The organism is Rhodococcus sp. 06-462-5, assembly GCF_002258315.1.
Taxonomy (GTDB): Bacteria; Actinomycetota; Actinomycetes; order Mycobacteriales; family Mycobacteriaceae; genus Rhodococcoides.
The window spans coordinates 57,446-74,814 of sequence record NZ_NOYD01000048.1; the positions used below are offsets into that span (position 1 = coordinate 57,446).

Annotated in this window: 7 protein-coding genes; 5 read left to right on the plus strand and 2 right to left on the minus strand. The window is 57.4% G+C overall.

Annotated features, from left to right (window positions below):
- Positions 1-12 precede the first annotated feature (12 nt).
- From CH251_RS21555 to CH251_RS21565, 3 genes are read left to right on the plus strand one after another with little or no spacing between them, the layout of a single operon-like run.
- Positions 13-3,429, plus strand: a complete 3,417-nt coding sequence (locus tag CH251_RS21555; RefSeq protein ID WP_094614994.1) for a hypothetical protein — start codon at positions 13-15, stop codon at positions 3,427-3,429.
- A complete protein-coding gene (locus tag CH251_RS21560) occupies positions 3,426-8,333 on the plus strand; it encodes a DEAD/DEAH box helicase (RefSeq protein WP_094614995.1) in 4,908 nt (1,635 codons plus the stop codon). The genes CH251_RS21555 and CH251_RS21560 overlap by 4 nt, the downstream gene beginning before the upstream one ends.
- Positions 8,334-8,338: 5 nt before the next feature.
- Positions 8,339-11,692, plus strand: coding sequence for a hypothetical protein (locus tag CH251_RS21565; RefSeq protein ID WP_143537877.1), 3,354 nt, complete (start codon positions 8,339-8,341; stop codon positions 11,690-11,692).
- Between the two features lie 146 nt (positions 11,693-11,838).
- Here CH251_RS21565 and CH251_RS21570 read toward each other — a convergent pair whose 3' ends face one another.
- Both CH251_RS21570 and CH251_RS21575 read right to left on the minus strand, forming a co-directional pair.
- Positions 11,839-14,103: a 3'-5' exonuclease gene (locus CH251_RS21570; protein ID WP_094614997.1), complete on the minus strand. Its 2,265-nt coding sequence runs from the start codon at positions 14,101-14,103 to the stop codon at positions 11,839-11,841.
- Positions 14,103-14,297 (minus strand): hypothetical protein, encoded by a 195-nt coding sequence (locus tag CH251_RS21575; RefSeq protein ID WP_094614998.1) that lies wholly within the window; start codon positions 14,295-14,297, stop codon positions 14,103-14,105. Before CH251_RS21575 ends, CH251_RS21570 begins: the two co-directional genes overlap by 1 nt.
- Before the next feature lie 223 nt (positions 14,298-14,520).
- On the opposite strand from CH251_RS21575, the gene CH251_RS21580 reads away from it, so the two are divergent.
- Entirely contained in the window at positions 14,521-16,071 is a 1,551-nt protein-coding gene (locus CH251_RS21580) for a class I SAM-dependent DNA methyltransferase (protein ID WP_094614999.1), read from the plus strand.
- A complete protein-coding gene (locus CH251_RS21585; RefSeq protein WP_094615000.1) occupies positions 16,068-17,366 on the plus strand; it encodes a restriction endonuclease subunit S in 1,299 nt (432 codons plus the stop codon). The genes CH251_RS21580 and CH251_RS21585 overlap by 4 nt, the downstream gene beginning before the upstream one ends.
- Positions 17,367-17,369: the final 3 nt, after the last annotated feature.

Sequence of the window (17,369 nt, forward strand, 5' to 3'; positions counted from 1 at the left end):
GGGGACGGTTCGATGAATGGGTCGACGTTCCGCAGGGAGTGGTTGTCAGATAAAGAGTTCGAGATTGGACGCCGACTGGAGAAGGCATCGTTGGTGGTCGAGATCAACATCGACGAGAACGAACTGCGTGACCTTCAGACGATGTACGGCGGACAAGCAGCTGAGATGTTAAGAGTGGCGGTACCGCCGGACAAGATCATCACGCGCTATCCAGCGCTGACTTTGGCCATCTTGGCAGGTCAGGCGTGTTTAGGGTACGAGCAGCATCGATACTGGAACGAATTTTTTCTCCAGCTGAACCTCCAACGCGATCAGCTGTTCGAACAGTCCCTTCGCAGGGCCCTTCGGCCCCTGTTGAAGCGGTTTGGCCTACGGGACTTCCCTGAGCTCAAAAATGATTACGTCCAGCTGATGGCCTTGCATTCGGCGTTCCCCGTGTACTGCATGGGGGATATCGTTGTGCTTTTGGAGCAACGTCTGGTCAGCGGGACTGAGATGACCGGTGCTGCGGTCATTGAGTGGCTGCATGAGCCAGGTAAAAAGCACCGGATGAACAATCTCGATGTACCGGTTCGAAATTTCATCCAATTTGGTGGCCAGCTGGCTGTTGATGTCATCAACCGCATCATCGAGTTCATTGCATTTACCGCACAGACCGAGGACTGGTCCGCGTCCGAGATCGATCTCGAGACCGCCACCACTGGTCTTCCAACTCTGTTACTGGACCGACTTATAGAATTGTTGAAGGAGCGGCCTTTTGGGAGTGGCACGAAGGGGGCAATTTCTAGACAGCGCCGAATGCGGAAGCCGAGTATTGCATATATACCGCTCGATCGGCAGGTCGTTGTGGAGGTGCCGTACCCAGAGCTGACCCCGATGGAGCCGTGGCGTCTCTCTTTCGATGGTGAGACTGTTGAGGTTCTTGCAGAGCCAGGGTGGGGAGTGCCGGCCGGTGATGAGCATCCGCCCACTGTGGTGCCGGTGCAGAGCCCTGTACGCGAAATTCTGATGCAACACCTAGCTAGCGGCGAACGAGTTCAATTGCCGGTCGTAGATAAGCGAGACCCACTCCTGATCTTCGACATTGATGGACGTTGGATCCCAAAACACACAACTCTGCCCAGAAGTAGTGTGCTCGCTCTGATGCCGGTGGACTCTGTCGTGGTCGAGGCCAGCACCGGCGATAAATTGGAGCCATCCGGACCTGTCCTTCCGCCGGCCGGATGGCGCGGATGGGTCGTAGCGGAATTCGACTTGTCGGGTTCTCGCGGGATTGCTCTGGAGCGGGACGGTGTACACACAGCAGGCGCGTCTCGTGAGATTCGTGAACCAACAGCTCCGGAGTTCGAGCATGGAACCCCGTCGGCAGGACTTCAGACTTTGAACGGTTTGACCGTGTACGGGTCGAGACCCGAAATCATCCTGCCCGCGAACCCCGGCCAGCAACCAGTCGAATGGCGGATCAGGATACGACGTTCCGACTCAGCCCTGTGGCTGGTCGACACTGAAGTTCAGGGCGAAGACGAAGAGCAGGTCATGGATCCTTTTGTAGGGATCGATGACGCCGTGCTGGGTCTTTACGAGATTCAAGTTGCGGGTCCCGTGGGGTCAGACATCCGACAACAAGCGTTCTATGCGGAGGGCATCGAAGTCGAATACAGTCGTCCCTTCCGGTGCCCAGTAAAGGGCGGTTTGGAGCCGGTAACAGCGACTACCAGTAGCGAGTGGGACCTCCGTGTTGAGAAGCCGTTAATCGACTTCGCTGTCACGGACCGCGACAAGCTGGTAACCATCACTCAGGGCTCCCTGATCCATCGGCTGCGATTGACCCCTCCCTATTTGCAGATTCGTGCCGATGTCGTCGGCACGCCGGCGCTGTGGCTCAGTCACGCAGCGGTTCTGGCACCGGCGGACTTGGAAGCGGACCGCGACATTTCGCTGCACGCTCCAGGCGCAGAAGCGGCTGTGTTTCAGTTGAAGACCGAGAACGGCAGGCTGCTGAAGGACGTCACGCCGAATACGCCTCACTATGAATACTTTCAGACCTCGAGTCGCATCTTCTACGACGCCGTGCGTTCTGCCGGTTCGTGTCGGATTGTTGCGTTGGTCGATGACGAGCAGGGACGAACCGTCGAGATAGTTCTCGTGCACGTTCGGCCCACCGCGTTGTGTACCGGTGCACAGGTGAGCGGTGCTTGCTTGATTCTCGAGAACCCCGCGGACGAAGAAGATCTTGCTGTCAACATCTGGGCGAAGACAGCTCCATGGAGGCAAGTGCAGACGGTCGCCGTCGCGAACGGACAGGCTGAGATACCACCGGACTATCTGAATGCGGGCCCTCTGCTGACCCAGGTGTTCGTAGACGATCCGTGGGTCTCGATCACTCCTCCTTCGTGGCCCGACACGTTCGCGATCGAGGTCTTTCAGACCGGTTGGATGAGAGACGAGGATCGCGGACGCGACAATTTAGCACGCTTCCTAGCTGCAGCTGGGCCTGCGCCGTCGGGGGCTATCAATATGCCAGAGGTATGGTCGGCCCTCGCCCTCTTGCCTCTGGAGTCTGAGGACGTACACACCCAGCAGTTGAGGTCAGCACTCAGCCGGATCCTTGGGGAGAATTCGCGTGCCGCTCTGGAAGCCCTGGGAAACAGCACCATTCCGTTGCCGGAGATGATGTCGCTGTTGATACGAACCGGACTCGTCTTCCGCAGCTTTGCGTCTGAATCGACGTTGAACGATCTGCATCCAAATCCTTGGGTCGGTTGCATGGTCGAGATGGCAGATCTGCCCTCCCTTTACGAACGACGTGACTATGTCGGCGGGGAGAGAACGCAGACGTTGGACTATTTGGAGGATAAAGGCGGCATCACGTTGATAGAAGTCCTCAGCCATGGAAAATCCCGCGAACTTTACGAGGGTGTCTTCGATCGTCAAACAATGATGTTCGATGCCCTTCCTGCGTCCAGAGTGGAAGAAATAATCGAGAAGGCACGCTTTGTGCCCGGCGCACTGCTCGATATCGATACACGGGTCAGTGCAGTTATCGACGCATTCCACGCGCGCGATGACTGGACTCGTGAGGGCTGGTCGCCTTCGTTTGGCTCGGCGACCGTGCGCGCACTGGATGTTATCCGGCGGACTCGCGGCCAGATACATCGAGAGGTCACCGCTCGGAACGAGAAGCTGGACGGTGTCGATACAACGGCGAACCGCTGGATGTTGATGCCGCTGCAATCATTGGCCATGGCCGTCCTCGCGCGGATGGATGCTCACGGATTGCTCCGCCACTCGCCGCTCACCACTGACTTTCAGGAATCCTGGGCGCGTCTCGCTCGAATGTGCCCTGGTCTTGTCATGACCGACTTGCTGATCGCCGAAGCCTTAGCAACCCACGCCAGCCATGGTGATTTGATCGGAGAATACAGATGACGGATCGCCTGGATCCCCTAGCGGCAGCTGAACAGATCGACGGTAGCTACAAACGATATTTGAAGACATTGCTCGGACCAAGCGACCCGGCACTAGCGAATGCGTTCGACGAGGCGATCGACGACACCCGCCTGCTGACGAAGGGGCCGCTACTGGAACTAACTCCTCCTTACGCGCCAGGTAAGTCCCTGCCTGATCTGATCGCAGAAGGCGTTCTCAGACCGGGCTTAGCGGATATCTTCCCAAACTCGACCACTCTCAACAGGCCGCTCTATGAGCATCAAGAGCAGGCCATCCGCAAAGTCGTGTCTGGTCGAAACATTGTGGTCAGCACCGGAACAGGTTCAGGAAAGACCGAGAGCTTTCTGCTGCCGATCATCAATTCGTTGATCTCCGAGCGGGAAGCCGGCACTCTCGGCCCCGGTGTTCGCGCCTTGCTGTTGTACCCCATGAACGCTCTTGCCAACGATCAGCTCAAGCGCCTTCGTCATCTGTTGAAGACCCTGCCGGACATCACCTTTGGTAGATACACCGGTGAGACTCTGGAATCTGCTGCCAAGGCTGCAAATAGCTTCCAGTCTTCAAATCCTGGCGAAGAACCATTACCGAACGAGCTCTTCAGTCGTGAAGAGATGCGATCAACTCCACCTCAAATTCTTCTCACGAACTACGCGATGCTCGAGTATCTGCTGCTTCGGCCTGCGGATCTCGATCTATTCGACGGCCCATCCTCAGGACATTGGCGTTTCATCGCGCTGGATGAGGCGCACGTCTACGACGGTGCGCAGGGGTCCGAGGTAGCACTGCTGCTCAGACGATTGCGACAACGAGTCGCGCCTGAGACGGCCCTCCAGTGCATTGCAACGTCGGCCTCGTTGGATGGCGATCCGGACGAAGCCATGACATTCGCTCGAAACTTGTTCAATGCAGAATTCGAGTTCGTTCCCGGCGATAAAGCTCGTCAGGACCTTGTCACACCTACTCGTCTGAAGCGGATGGAACCTGCTTCCTGGCAGATGACCGACGATGAGATTGTCGAGTGGGCGTTACCAGCCGCCGAACACAGTGCAATCGCCATGCGCACGCACCACAATGACGTGGCGGAAGCGCTTCACACCGAAAGAACGATTACTGCACTCCGCGAGGCGCTGTCGGATGGGCCGATTGACGCCTTTGCACTCGCTGAGCGGCTCTGGCCCTCTGATACTTCTGCGGATCAGAAGCTTCAATCACTGGTTGCGCTGGGATCGTCAGTTACCGACAGCAGTGCAAATCCGGTGCTCTCAGCTCGGTACCACATGTTCGTGCGCGCAACCGAAGGCGCGTTTGTCAGCTTCGGCGATGACGGACCAACCGTATTGCTCGGACGACACGAGATTGACCCCGTATCGAAGCGAGCTATGTTCGAGTTCGGAACCTGTCAGCGTTGCGGCGCGGTGCACCTCGCTGGCGACGTTGATATCCGAAAGAACGGAAAATTCTTCGTTCCGACTGTTCGAAATGATGCGTCGGTCAAATGGTTGGTTCTCACCGACGCTTCGAATGCCAGCATCGACGAAGACGAGGAAACCTTTGCGGATAGTGAAGTAAAGGACGACGCCGGGGTGCGATATCTCTGTGCTGGCTGCGGATTGCTGACAGACGCGGAAGGAATCTGTCCGGTAGCCGATTGCCCTGGCGGCCCCACCAAGCGCGTGCGTGAACACCGTGGAACGAAGAAGGCCATGAGTACCTGTACCGAATGCGGTGCGCGCGCGAGGCAACTGATCAGACGACTACGGACCGATGTCAATGCGGCACCAGCTGTCATCACAACAGCCCTTTACCAACAACTACCTCCGGCTGAGTCCGGGCCGAGCCGAGAACAGGTAGGTGAGGGACGTAAGTTGTTGATGTTCTCCGACTCTCGGCAGGCGGCCGCCTTTGCTGCGCCGTACCTTGCTCGCACGTACAGCCGGCTCCTCGAACGTCGCTACCTCACTATGGCCATGCGCGACAAAAAATATGCCGATGAAGATCTCACTTTGGAGGACCTGGGGATAGTTGCGCGTAAGAAGGCAAAAGACGCGCATCACTTTTCGGAGAGTGTCGGCCGGGTTGCGCTTGAGAAAGCTGCGAACGAGTGGGTCATGGGCGAACTCGTAACGATGGATCACAAACAGTCTTTGGAAGGTCTGGGATTGATGCGAGTCGCTATCGCAAGGAAGCGTGGCGTCGATCCTCCGAGAGCTCTTGTCGGTCTAGGCTTGTCAGAAGCGCAAGCATGGGACCTTCTTGACGAGTTGCTCAAAACAGTTCGACTCCAGGGTGCCGTCAATCTCTTGGACGAAGTAGACATCCGGAGTGAGCGGTTCGAGCCTCGGAATATGCGGATCCGCATTACGCGAATCGGATCAAATTCCAAGACAAAAGTAATTTCTTGGCTACCTAGTGGGAAGCACTCGACCAACAACCGTGTCCGTTTCGTCTCGAAGGTGTTGTTGGCTTTAGCTTCGAATGCCGATCCAACGAAGGTGTTGGACGGGTGCTGGCGCTTTCTGTCGGAGCATGGATACGTTAAGCACGAGCCCGACAAGTTCGAGGCAGACGCCTACCAGATTGATCACACCCTACTGAGGGTTCGCAATGGGCTCGACTGCGGCTGGCTTCGGTGCAATACCTGCCGGCGTGTGACGCCATTCTCGGTGCACGGTGTGTGTCCGAATAGCAGCTGTCCTGGTCTACTTGTGCCGTACGTAATTCCATCTGTAGACGAGGATACGAACCACTACCGCAACTTGTACGGGACCCTAAATCCTGCGCCGCTATCTGCGATGGAGCACACTGCTCAGTGGACTGCGCACGAGGCAGCCGAGATACAGCGTGACTTCGTGCAAGGCAAAGTCAACGTTTTATCGTGTTCTACCACTTTCGAGCTCGGTGTGGACGTCGGCGATCTCCAGTCAGTGGTGATGCGAAATATGCCACCGAAGACGGCCAACTATGTTCAGCGCGCGGGTCGCGCAGGACGCCGTGCAGCCTCTGCTGCACTGGTTCTCACGTATGCAAATCGAAGCTCACACGATCTCGCCAAATTTCAAGACCCAAAGTCGATGATCAACGGGCATATGCGGATTCCGTGGATCCCCATCGAAAATGAGCGGATCGGCCGTCGGCACGCACATTCCGTTGCGTTAGCCGCATACTTCCGCCATGGGTTCGAGGCGACGGGTCTGCCCTGGAAGCAGGCCGGAGAGTTTTTCCGCTCACCATCGGACGCCGTTCAATCGCCCGCCTCGCTGGTTAGATCATTTCTCACCCCTGTGCCGCGCGAAATGAACGAAGACTTGCTGCGGATTCTCCCTCCTGAGGTACAGGACGAAATCGGCATCGATTCTGGGGAATGGGTGAACTATCTTTGCAATTTGCTGGATACGGTTGAGCAAGAAGTTGAAAACGACTTCCAGGTGTTTCGTGAACTCATTGAAGATGCCAAGAAGTCCGAAGAGTTCCGCTTGGCGGATCAGCTCAAGAAAACCCTCCGTACTATCGATCAGCGCCAACTTCTTGGATATCTTGCGAACAAGAATGTACTGCCGAAGTATGGCTTTCCTGTGGATACTGTAGAACTTCGTACACTGCATTGCCAAGAACCGATCGGCTCGAAGTTAGAGCTGTCGCGAGACCTGAGTCAAGCGATTTACGACTATGCACCCGGAAACCAGATCGTCGCTGGGGGCAAGGTGTGGACATCCGGCGGCATACATCGGATCCCCAAGCGTGAACTCGAGCATTTCGAGTATCGGGTATGTAAGAGTTGCAATAATTTCGAGGCGGACCACGTGCTGGGTACAGCTGAGGTGTGCGCCAAATGCGGGGAGCCGCCCGCGCCGACCCGCAAGTTCATCATTCCAGAGTACGGGTTCGTCGCAGAGCGAACCGCGACTGATGTGGGCACGGCGCCGCCTGAACGTAGGTGGAATGGGGCGAGCTACGTGGAAGACATCGGTGAGGTCGTCGATACCTTCACGTGGCAGTCAACCGGCGGTATCGCCGTCGCAGCTAAGGCTGGAATTCGAGCGAGTATGGCAGTCATTTCGGAGGGTGAAGGAGCTGGCTTCACTACTTGTAAATGGTGTGGATGGGCGGCACCCTATGTTGGGCGGCGGACGGTTCGAGTGCACGATCGGCCGATGACCGGCCGGCCGTGTGAAGGGCCGTTGGAGTTGGTGTCGCTTGCGCACCGATACCAAACGGACGTTGCCGAATTCACGTTTGGCAATGTGGCCTACGACAAGGAGACAGAGGCCAGATGGCTGTCGGTGCTCTACGCGCTCCTCGAAGGAGCATCGAAAGTCCTCGAAATCAGCCGCGATGACATAGATGGCACATTGTCTTGGACGGCTGACGGACGTCGAAGCATCGTCCTTTTCGATACAGTTCCCGCCGGTGCCGGTGCCAGCAAGAAGATCGCCCAGAACCTTGAGGTTGTCTTGAAAGGCGCTGTAGAAAGGCTCAACTCGTGTGACTGTGGTGAAGAGACGTCGTGCTATGGGTGTCTACGGGCGTACCGAAATGCCCGCTATCACGACCGACTGACTAGAGGCGGAGCGCTGACGATCTTCCGTCAAATATCTGTGGCTGGAGGTCTCTCGATCGAGTGGCAGAAAGTGATTGAGTTGGTAGCCCTCGAAGCTCGGCCGCTGCTCTCTCAGCTAGCTCAGGCCAACGTGCGCGTTCCAGAGATCGGTGTCGAGGTTGGCGATGGCGCATGGCCCGTCGAGGTCCTCTGGGCTGATGCGAATCTCGCGATTATGGACACTGATGACGTAGACCGAGATAGCTGGATGTCGGAACATGGTTACCGAATTCTTCATCTGGAACGGGTGGATGTCGACGAGTTGGTAAAGCTCTTAGCAGGGTGACGACAATGTCGGATGAGCTGGCGAAATGGCTAGAGCAGGAGGAGTGTTCGGCGCAGAGAAAGTTAGCCGACGTCGATCTTGTTATCGAGAGCAATTTTTCTGAGTCGGATATCCACCGATTGCAAACTTTCTATGGCGCGGCCGTGGCTCGACTGCGGGCAGAGGGGATGAAACCATCAGAGCTGATCGCCAAATTTCCAGCACTGACTTTAACCATTCTCGTTGGGCATGCGGCTTTGTCGTACGACTCGGGCCGGTATTGGGAGAGCTTTTGGATCGATATGGGTCAGGAGCGAAAACAAGTCTTCGAGAACGAGCTCAGATCATCTGTGAACCGACTGGTCGAAGGTTTTGGTCTGAGGTCCGTGGCGTCAATCCAACCTGTGCAGATGCTCGGCATGCACGCGGGTCTGCCTTCCCACTGCATGAGTGATGTTGTCGGCGTTGTCGTCGAGCACCTCAGAAGAGGTAGACGAGCCACGGGCTCCGCTGTCTTTGAGTGGCTCTGGGCTCCAGGTAAGGAGTACCGGCAGAATTCACTGGACAAACCGGTGCGAAATTTTTTCCACTATGGCGGCGAGTTCGCACTGGATGTCCTAGACGCGTTTGTGAGGGCGATCGACGGATCCTTTTCGGGCGAGCGTGTGGATCAGGTGCGAGACAACCTGCTGGCGAAGGTGCCAAGGATTCTGGCCGACGGAATGGCTGCGGCCCTTTGGAAATTTTCTGAAGGTGGTGCTGAGTCTGAAACTGAGGTTCTGACCTTTGCGTCGGAAACTCCTCCTCGACTGTTGTTCGACAGTTTGGAGAATCAGGTGATCGTGGCGCTGCCCCGCCGTAGACAAGACGAGTTGTGGTCTGTGAGTGTCGATGGGCGGGTCCACGATGTTGTCGTTGTTGAGCAGATGTTCGACGAGGTGGGACCACACGAGGAAGCTTTGCCTGGGCCTTTCGAGCAGATTAGGATCGAGGATGCGTCCTCGGAACGGACTTGGGTGAGAACAGCCGTAAGTCGTGCGGATCCGCTTTTGCTGTTCGACGGTGGAAGCGGATCTTGGATTGCGAATCAGTCGTCCGTACCGAAGGGCGAGGTTTACGCCCTACTTCCAGTGGGCGCAGTTCTAGAAGATGCGGTTTCGCAAACTGAGCTGAGTCCGTATTTGGAACTGGGAGCGGTCTATAGGTGGTCCGCGTGGAGAGCTGCCCTGTTCGATCTCTCTAGGTGTACTTCGCTGCAAGTTGTGGATGGAGTCCACCGTGGGCTGTTGCGCGGGGTGCGCTCCGTGGAAGTGCCGACGTTGATTTACAGAGATCGAATAGTCGGGTTGACGACCAGCAGCGGTATGGCGGTCTATGGGCGTCGGCCTATGATCGAACTTCCTCGACGCGATGAGGCTTCCGAACAAGGTTGGGAGATCCGCGTCCGCAACGCCAACGACGACAACGTTGCTGTGCTTCGTCTGGGGTCCGCGATTGCTCACCCGGTCGATCCTTTTGAGAAGCTTGGACTCCAACTTTTCGGTATGTTCGAGGTTCTCGTGTCTGGCCCCTCCGGCGTGAGCTTGCAGTATCCCGTGTTTCTGTTGGAGGGCGTGCAGGTCAGCCACTCCGCATGGATCCGTGTTCCGGAATCTCACCAAGGGGCCGGTTCATGTAAGACACTCATTTCTTGTTCGGGCGCTCTGTCTGCCGAGCATGATTCTGTCGAGTTCGATGTGGGAAAGATGAGTAAGGTCGTCGAATTTCGAGGTGCGAGATTAGCTATTCGGCTCGTGCTTACTCCGCCCCACGCTTCAACATATTTCGGTCAGCGTGGGGATGTCGTGCGGTGGAGGAGCAGTGTCGCAAAACTTGAGGCAGAGAGCCTCGATGAGGTACCGAATCTGATGCTGAACCTGCCGGGATGTACGGCGGTTCGCGTGGAGCTTCAAGCGGATGGTCAATCCACCAAATGGTATGTTCCGACAATTAATTCAGAAGGTGTGTGCACGGTCGATCTGCGGGTTTTTACAGATGCTGCGCGGCGCGTGCTTTGGAGCCAGCTCACTGCGGTTCTTGTGAATACGACGGGGCAGATTCAACGGTTCGTCATCGCCGAGATCGGTGACCCGCCAGCGGAGGATTTATCTGTATCGATTGATGGGAAGTTTCTGGTTTTCGGGGGTTTCAGGCGTCAGGACGGCCGTGCTGCCTGCCTTTGGTGGGAAACTGCGCCCTGGCAGCCTCCCGAAGTAGTCCTGATCGATTCCGATCGGATCGAATTACCGCGTGCGTTCGTCGAAGCCGGCCCGATTCGTATCGAAACATACGTTCGCGACACTTCGGGCAGCGGGTCGACGCCGGTAGCACCGGGGAGCCGAGCTGTAGTTGTGGAGCAGTCTGGGTGGCGCCGTGATCACAACAAGGGGCGCGAACGACTTTCCCGGTATCTCGTCGAGGGAGGCCGTCCGCCGATGGGTGCAAGTACTCTTCCGGATATTTGGTCAATATTGATACGGCAGGCCGACCACCTGGACAATGTGCGTGAATCGCAAATGTACCGCGAGCTGGTGCGAGTGCTCCTCGCGTCTCCCCGGCTAGCGCTCGAGGCTCTTCCCTCAGGGCACGTTCTGCGGGGGGACGTTGTCGCGTCTCTGATTCGATCTGAGCTGGTACGCAGACAGTTTCGCGAATTGTCTGCTCAATCTTCCGGCGGTGGGCCCTCGTGGGTGCGCTGTCTGGTGGCCCTGGCCGGCGTAACCGGGGGCGCGGGAGGAGACGCAGCAACTGCGTCTCGAGCCGCACTCAGGAGCTCCGGCGGCCCGGAACTCGAGGGTCTAGTATTTCGAGGCGAAGCCATAACGCTCCATGGCGACGAGCTGGACTCGGCCGTCGATGAGTTGGTTGAACAGTCCACTGCGGAACTTGGCTTGCTGCATGTCGATCTGCGCCTGCTCAATAAACACATCGGGAGCTACTCGGCTCGCTGGTCATCGGTGCTGTCCGCTGTGACTATGAGCAACGATCAATTTGCAGTGAATAAGATCGTCCGATTGATGGCGGAGGTCAAGTACCTGGCCGGTGAGATCGAGTTTGTTGCGTCTGTGCCGCATATGGCGCTGATGGAGCGAATCGCGATTTTCGAGCGACTCCCCAAGCCGCGGTTTAATTGGTTTGCGGCGGCGGTGTACTCATTCGCAGCTGCGTGCCTGTGCAGACTCGAGGCGCACGACCTGGGGGACAATCTGGCCACTCCAGGCGTTCTAGAACAGTGGGCCGAGATCGCGCAAATGTGCCCCGAGCTGGTTGTTGGCGACCTTGTTATCGCAGATGCACTGGTAGTGAACAACATCTATGGTGAGATCAGCGTCGACCATTAATGGTTCAGGTGGGTATGCCAAGGGCGCTGAAAATCGGTTCGAATCACTAGCCACTTGATGTGAATGGCTAATTCATCATCTGAGCTGTGAGCAGCTCGCTGCGTTTACTCCGTCAGCAAGACCGAGCCTGACGGACTAAACGAAGCTCATACACTGGTGCCTCTCTCTTCATAGCCAGCGCTGAGGAGCTCGGACCTCTGTCCACTCCAGGTCACGATGAGCTCATCTCGGGCGCGGCTCGACGCAACGTACAGTAGCGAACGCTCGCGCAGCGAAGCCTCCGCTTTCTCCTCTTTAGGTACAGATCGTAGGGTTGCAACCGAGGGCACATTCTTGTCATCGATGCCCGACAAAATGACCCGCGAGAACTCCATGCCCTTCGAGCGGTGCATCGTGAGAACCTGGGGGTGTCCGAGGGAGGCCACACTCTTGTCTAACGCGCGGGCATCGACGTCCCGTTCACCGAGACCGCGAACAAATCGGTCGCGGTCATCCTGGCTACGCGTGAGGACGGCGATAGAGGAATCTTCGACTCCGGCCGCGATCCACTTCTTGATCTGGGCAGCAGCAGTGTCGAACTCTTCGGTCTGATTTGCACACTTGATCAGCTCTGGATTTGGCCCCGAGCGGGCAGAACGATAGTCCTTCGTCGTTTCTTCGCCTTCTTGCAAGTCCTTGTACTCAGCACCTGACAAAATTCCAACTGCAAAATGCAGGTTCTGGGCGGTCGTACGGTAGTTCAACGTGAGCCTCCGAGAGCGGCCGACGATCTTGATGCCGAAGCGCGCCAGCACAACTGGCTGTCCGTAGATTCGCTGGTGTGAGTCTTCAGCAATGAACAGGTCGTTGGGCCCCTCTGCCACAAGCGCACGAAGAAGTGCCCAGTGAGTTGCGTGAAGGTCCTGGGCCTCATCGACGATGACGTGGTCGGCTAGATTTCCGTAGCCTGCTTCGGCCCGCTGACGGAGGTGCTCCGCTGCCAGAGCCAAAACTTCGGGAAAGCTGATCGTGCCTTCCGTCTGACTGTACCTACGGTAGGTCTCGACGAGCGTCCACACCGCGATGCGCTGAGGTCGGCTCAATCGAACCCCGCGTCCCGGCCGGGCGACCTTTGCGTATTGCTCCAACGAGGTGACCTTGTTCCCGAGGACCACGGCAATATACTCATTCTCCAGGAATGATGGGTTTGCGATATTCGGATCGAGGTCAGTGTCAGTGTTCTGCAGAACTTCCCGCCACATGTTGCTGCTCTTTGTTCGCACCGGTCCGAATTCTGCGTCTGCCCTCCCCAGCACGCCCTTGCACGCAGGCCGGAGGTCACCGGCTTGGTCGATCACCGCTTTCGCGAGCGCATCGATGCCGTTTACATAGACGCCCTGTTGCCCAGGCTTCGGGGGAGTAGGAATGTCAGGATCCAGTGCGAGCATGTCGGCCTTGAGGCCCTGTGCGAGTGTCGCGTTGTACGTCGTCAGAATGATGCGAGCGTCGACATCTGTCTTTCCCAAATGGCGTGCTCGGTGAATTGCCACGACGGTTTTACCTGTTCCAGCACCACCGGCCAGACGAAATGCACCCTGACGATTTGTTTCGGTGAATGCACGCTGTTCGGGGTGAAGGAATGTGCGCCATGCACCGAAGTCGCCGCCCTCGATGACCCGTCGAAGCTCGTCATTGTCCTCGATGTACGCGAATTGCATCTTGGTCGCGGGGTGGTCGAGAGCCTTGAGGATTTGCTCGTCCTCATCGAGTGCCGGATCGATTGCTGTCTCGTCAAATCCATGCTTCGCGCGGATATCGGTGATGCTCAGTCCGGTGGCAAGATCGAGTAGAGCGCTTCCTTGCCAGCCGATTGCGTCGGCTGCGATCTCGGTGATCTCGAAATCGTCCGTGGCGAGCATCGCACGCTGAGCGATGCCGGCATCGAGGCCGAGAAGATCGGTCAGGTCCGCTAGCGAATAACCAATATTTGCGAGGAAGGGAGGACTTTCACTGTGTGACTTGAGTGCTCGGTCGAGGTCGCCATTGGGGTCTTGGACAACGACGCGCTTCTTCCTATCGGCGTGACCGTCGAGTTCGCCGATGATGCCTTCGAGTACATTGTTGATCGGGTTGACCCGGAGTGTGGAGCGTTCAGCGAGTTTGATGGCCTCGTCGTGAGGCCAAGTTCCCATGTAGAGGTAGGTGACGTTGCCTGCCTTGTCTTCGACCTTGAAGAGAATGGCGCGGAACTGAAGGTCGACACGGCCAGTGCGGACGCGCTCGTCTACAGCAGCATTGAGGGGTTCGATATGCAGCGAGGCGGACGTGTCGTCAGCATTGAGTTTTTCGAAGAAGTCGTACACCTTGTGCCGGATGGACCCATCGAGCTTGGGCATTGCCTTGTTGTTCGATGCAATTACCAAATTCGGCACTACAGCACTCCATTCGCTTTGAGGTACTGAACTATCTGCTCGACGCGAGCCACAGACATCATCCAGCCTGCGCTGTTGATCGTATTCGCATCCTCGAGCGGTAACTCTTCTGCCACGCCGACCGGGGCCTGCGGCCACGCGAAGTCGAGCAAGACGCACTGATCGGTTTTGTAGCCGAGCTGGGGTAGCGGCATGCCTGGGACTACTGGAGAGCGGCCACGTGATCCTTCGGCGCATCCGAGATCGTCTCGTGGGAGAGACGTTGTCACTCCGAGGTAGACGCTAACTGCTGGTCCGTTCGACCATCGCTGTCCGCAATGTGATTCGCTGATCGCGCTTTGACTTCTAAAGAGACGACACGCTCGGGTTGTGCCAATGCGTACATCAGGGATGGTCCTTCGCTAGTAGCCTGTACCTGTGAAAACTACTGACCTCGCCAAGGTGCGGTCCACGCTGTGGGCCGCTGCGGATGAGTTGCGAGCCAATTCCAAGCTCACGCCCGGCCAGTATCGCGACCCTGTGCTGGGCTTGGTGTTTCTCGCGTACGCCGAGAACCGGTTCGAAGTTGTCCGGGGTGAGGTCGAGGCCAAAGCCACCACTCGCAACCCGCCGACGATCGCGGACTACAAGGCAAAATCGGTACTCTACGTCCCCGGTGAGTCGCGCCTCTCCAATTTGGTGGACCTCCCCGAAGGCGAGGACGTCGGCAAAGCCACCGACGAGGCGATAAAGGCCATCGAGGCAGCTAATCCCGAACTGAAGGACATACTGCCGCGCGGCTATCAGAAGCTTGAGCGCTCGACCCTGATAGAGTTGCTTCGCCTCTTCGCGCCGCTGCCGACGCAGCTAGAAGGGGATGCATTTGGGTTCATCTACGAGGACTTCCTGTCCCATTTTGCGGCTCAGGAAGGCAGGGGTGGCGGAGAGTATTTCACGCCATACTCGATCGTCCGCCTCATCGTTGAGATCTTGCAGCCGTTCCAAGGTCGAGTATTCGACCCCGCGTGCGGCTCGGGCGGCATGTTCGTCCAGTGCGCGAAGTTCGTCGAACGTCACCACGATTCGGCCAGCCGTAAACTCTCCGTGTTCGGCGCGGAGAAGACCGAGGACACCGTTCCGCTCGCCAAGATGAACCTCGCACTCCACGGGCTTTCCGGCGACATCCGCCAGGCCAACAGCTACTACGAGGACCCGCATAGCGCCGTGGGTGCTTTCGACTACGTGATGGCCAATCCTCCTTTCAATGTCGACAAAATTAAGAAGGAGCAGTTGGCCGGCGACAAGCGGTACCCGTTCGGCGTACCCAGGGCCGACAACGGCAACTTCTTGTGGATCCAGCAATTCTATGCGGCACTCTCGCCGAGGGGTCGCGCTGGATTCGTCATGGCCAATTCTGCTGGCGATGCTGGCCACTCTGAGAAAGAAATCCGCAAGCAGTTGGTCGAGTCGGGCACCGTCGACGTAATGGTCGCGATCAGCTCCAACTTCTTCTACACCGTCACCCTGCCGGTAACGCTGTGGTTCCTCGACAGGGCTAAGGCCGGCACACCGCGCGAAGACACGGTGTTGTTTCTCGACGCCCGGCATATCTTCAGGCAGATCGACCGCGCCCACCGCGACTTCGCACCTGAGCAGATCGAGTTTCTCGCCAACATCGTCCGCCTGTACCGTGGCGAAGACATTGAGACCGGTGCGGGGAGCGATGTTCTCGTCAAGGCCGGCTTCCCCGACGGCAAGTACGTCGACGTCGGCGGCCTGTGCAAGGTCGCCACCCGCGCCGAGATCGAAGTGCAGGGCTGGAGTTTAAACCCGGGGCGCTACACCGGCACCGCTAGCATTGACGAGAGCGATGTCGACTTCATCGGAGATCTTGAAGTTCTATATGAGGAGTTCACGATCCTGAGCGACGAGGCTGACGTCCTTCGCTCAAAAGTGGATGCGGTTGTTCAAGGGTTTTTTCACGCATGACTCCGGCGTTTAAGGACTTGGTCGCATACGACATCGGAGGCGGCTGGGGGTCCGACGTTTGCCAGTCCGAGTATGAGTCGATCGGCTACGTAATCCGTGGAACCGATATTCCGCGCGTCGCCGTCGGCGATGTGAACACCGTGCCGCTCCGATTCCACAAGGCCTCGAACCTTGCGTCGCGAAAGCTGCAATCTGGAGATATTGTGTTCGAGGTTTCTGGAGGCAGCAAAGGTCAGCCGGTTGGTCGGGCATTGCAAATCACCGACAAAATTCTGGGTAGATTCGACCAACCCGTCATGTGCGCGAGCTTTTGCAAGCTTATTCGACTCGATCCCGGTCGAGCGTTGCCGGGCTATGTCTTCAGGGTCCTGCAGGCCGCTTATGCAGACGGTGGGCTAGACAGCTTTCAGGTCCAATCCACAGGAATTACAAATTTCAAATGGAAGCCGTTCCTTGAGCATTTCAAGATCGAACTTCCCGATCCTGAAGTGCAGCGACGAGTCGCGTCGGTCATGGACAGCTTCGATGACCTGATCGAGAACAACCGCCGGCGGGTGGAGGTGCTGGAGGAGATGGCGCGGGCAATTTACCGCGAGTGGTTCGTAGAGTTCCGTTACCCCGGTCACCGCGGCGTGCCTTTAGTCGACTCCGCACGCGGGCCGATTCCTGAGAACTGGACCTGGGGCCAGCTTGACTACTTGGTGCAGGTAGTCAAGGACACTGTTGACCCATCCACTCTCGATCCAGACACGCCGGCCGTGGGGCTCGAGCACATCCCAAGGAATCAATTGACGCTGGATGACTGGGGCGTCGCAGGCGAGCAGGGCAGTCGAAAGGCTGTTTTCTCAAAGGGGGATGTGTTGTTCGGGAAGATCCGGCCGTACTTCCACAAGGTCAGTGTCGCGCCGGTTGACGGGATCAGTTCGACCGACGCCATCGTCATCCGACCAGTGGAGCAACATTGGGGCGAGGTGGCAATGGTCGTGTCCAGCGCTTCCTTTGTCGCGCACGCCACCCAGACATCCAACGGGACTAAGATGCCCCGGGCTGACTGGAAGGTGCTGGGCCAATGGCCCGTTGCCGTACCTTCCGCAGGACTATCTCAATCTTTTACCGGCATTGTGCGGGACCACCTTGAACTAGCCAAGACCTTGATGTTTGAAAATCGACGGCTGTCCGAACTGCGTGACCTCCTACTGCCGAAGCTGGTGACTGGTCAGATCGACGTTTCGACACTAGACCTGGACACTATGATTTCGACAGGCTTGATGAGAGAGGGGTCGGTGGCACCATGAGTC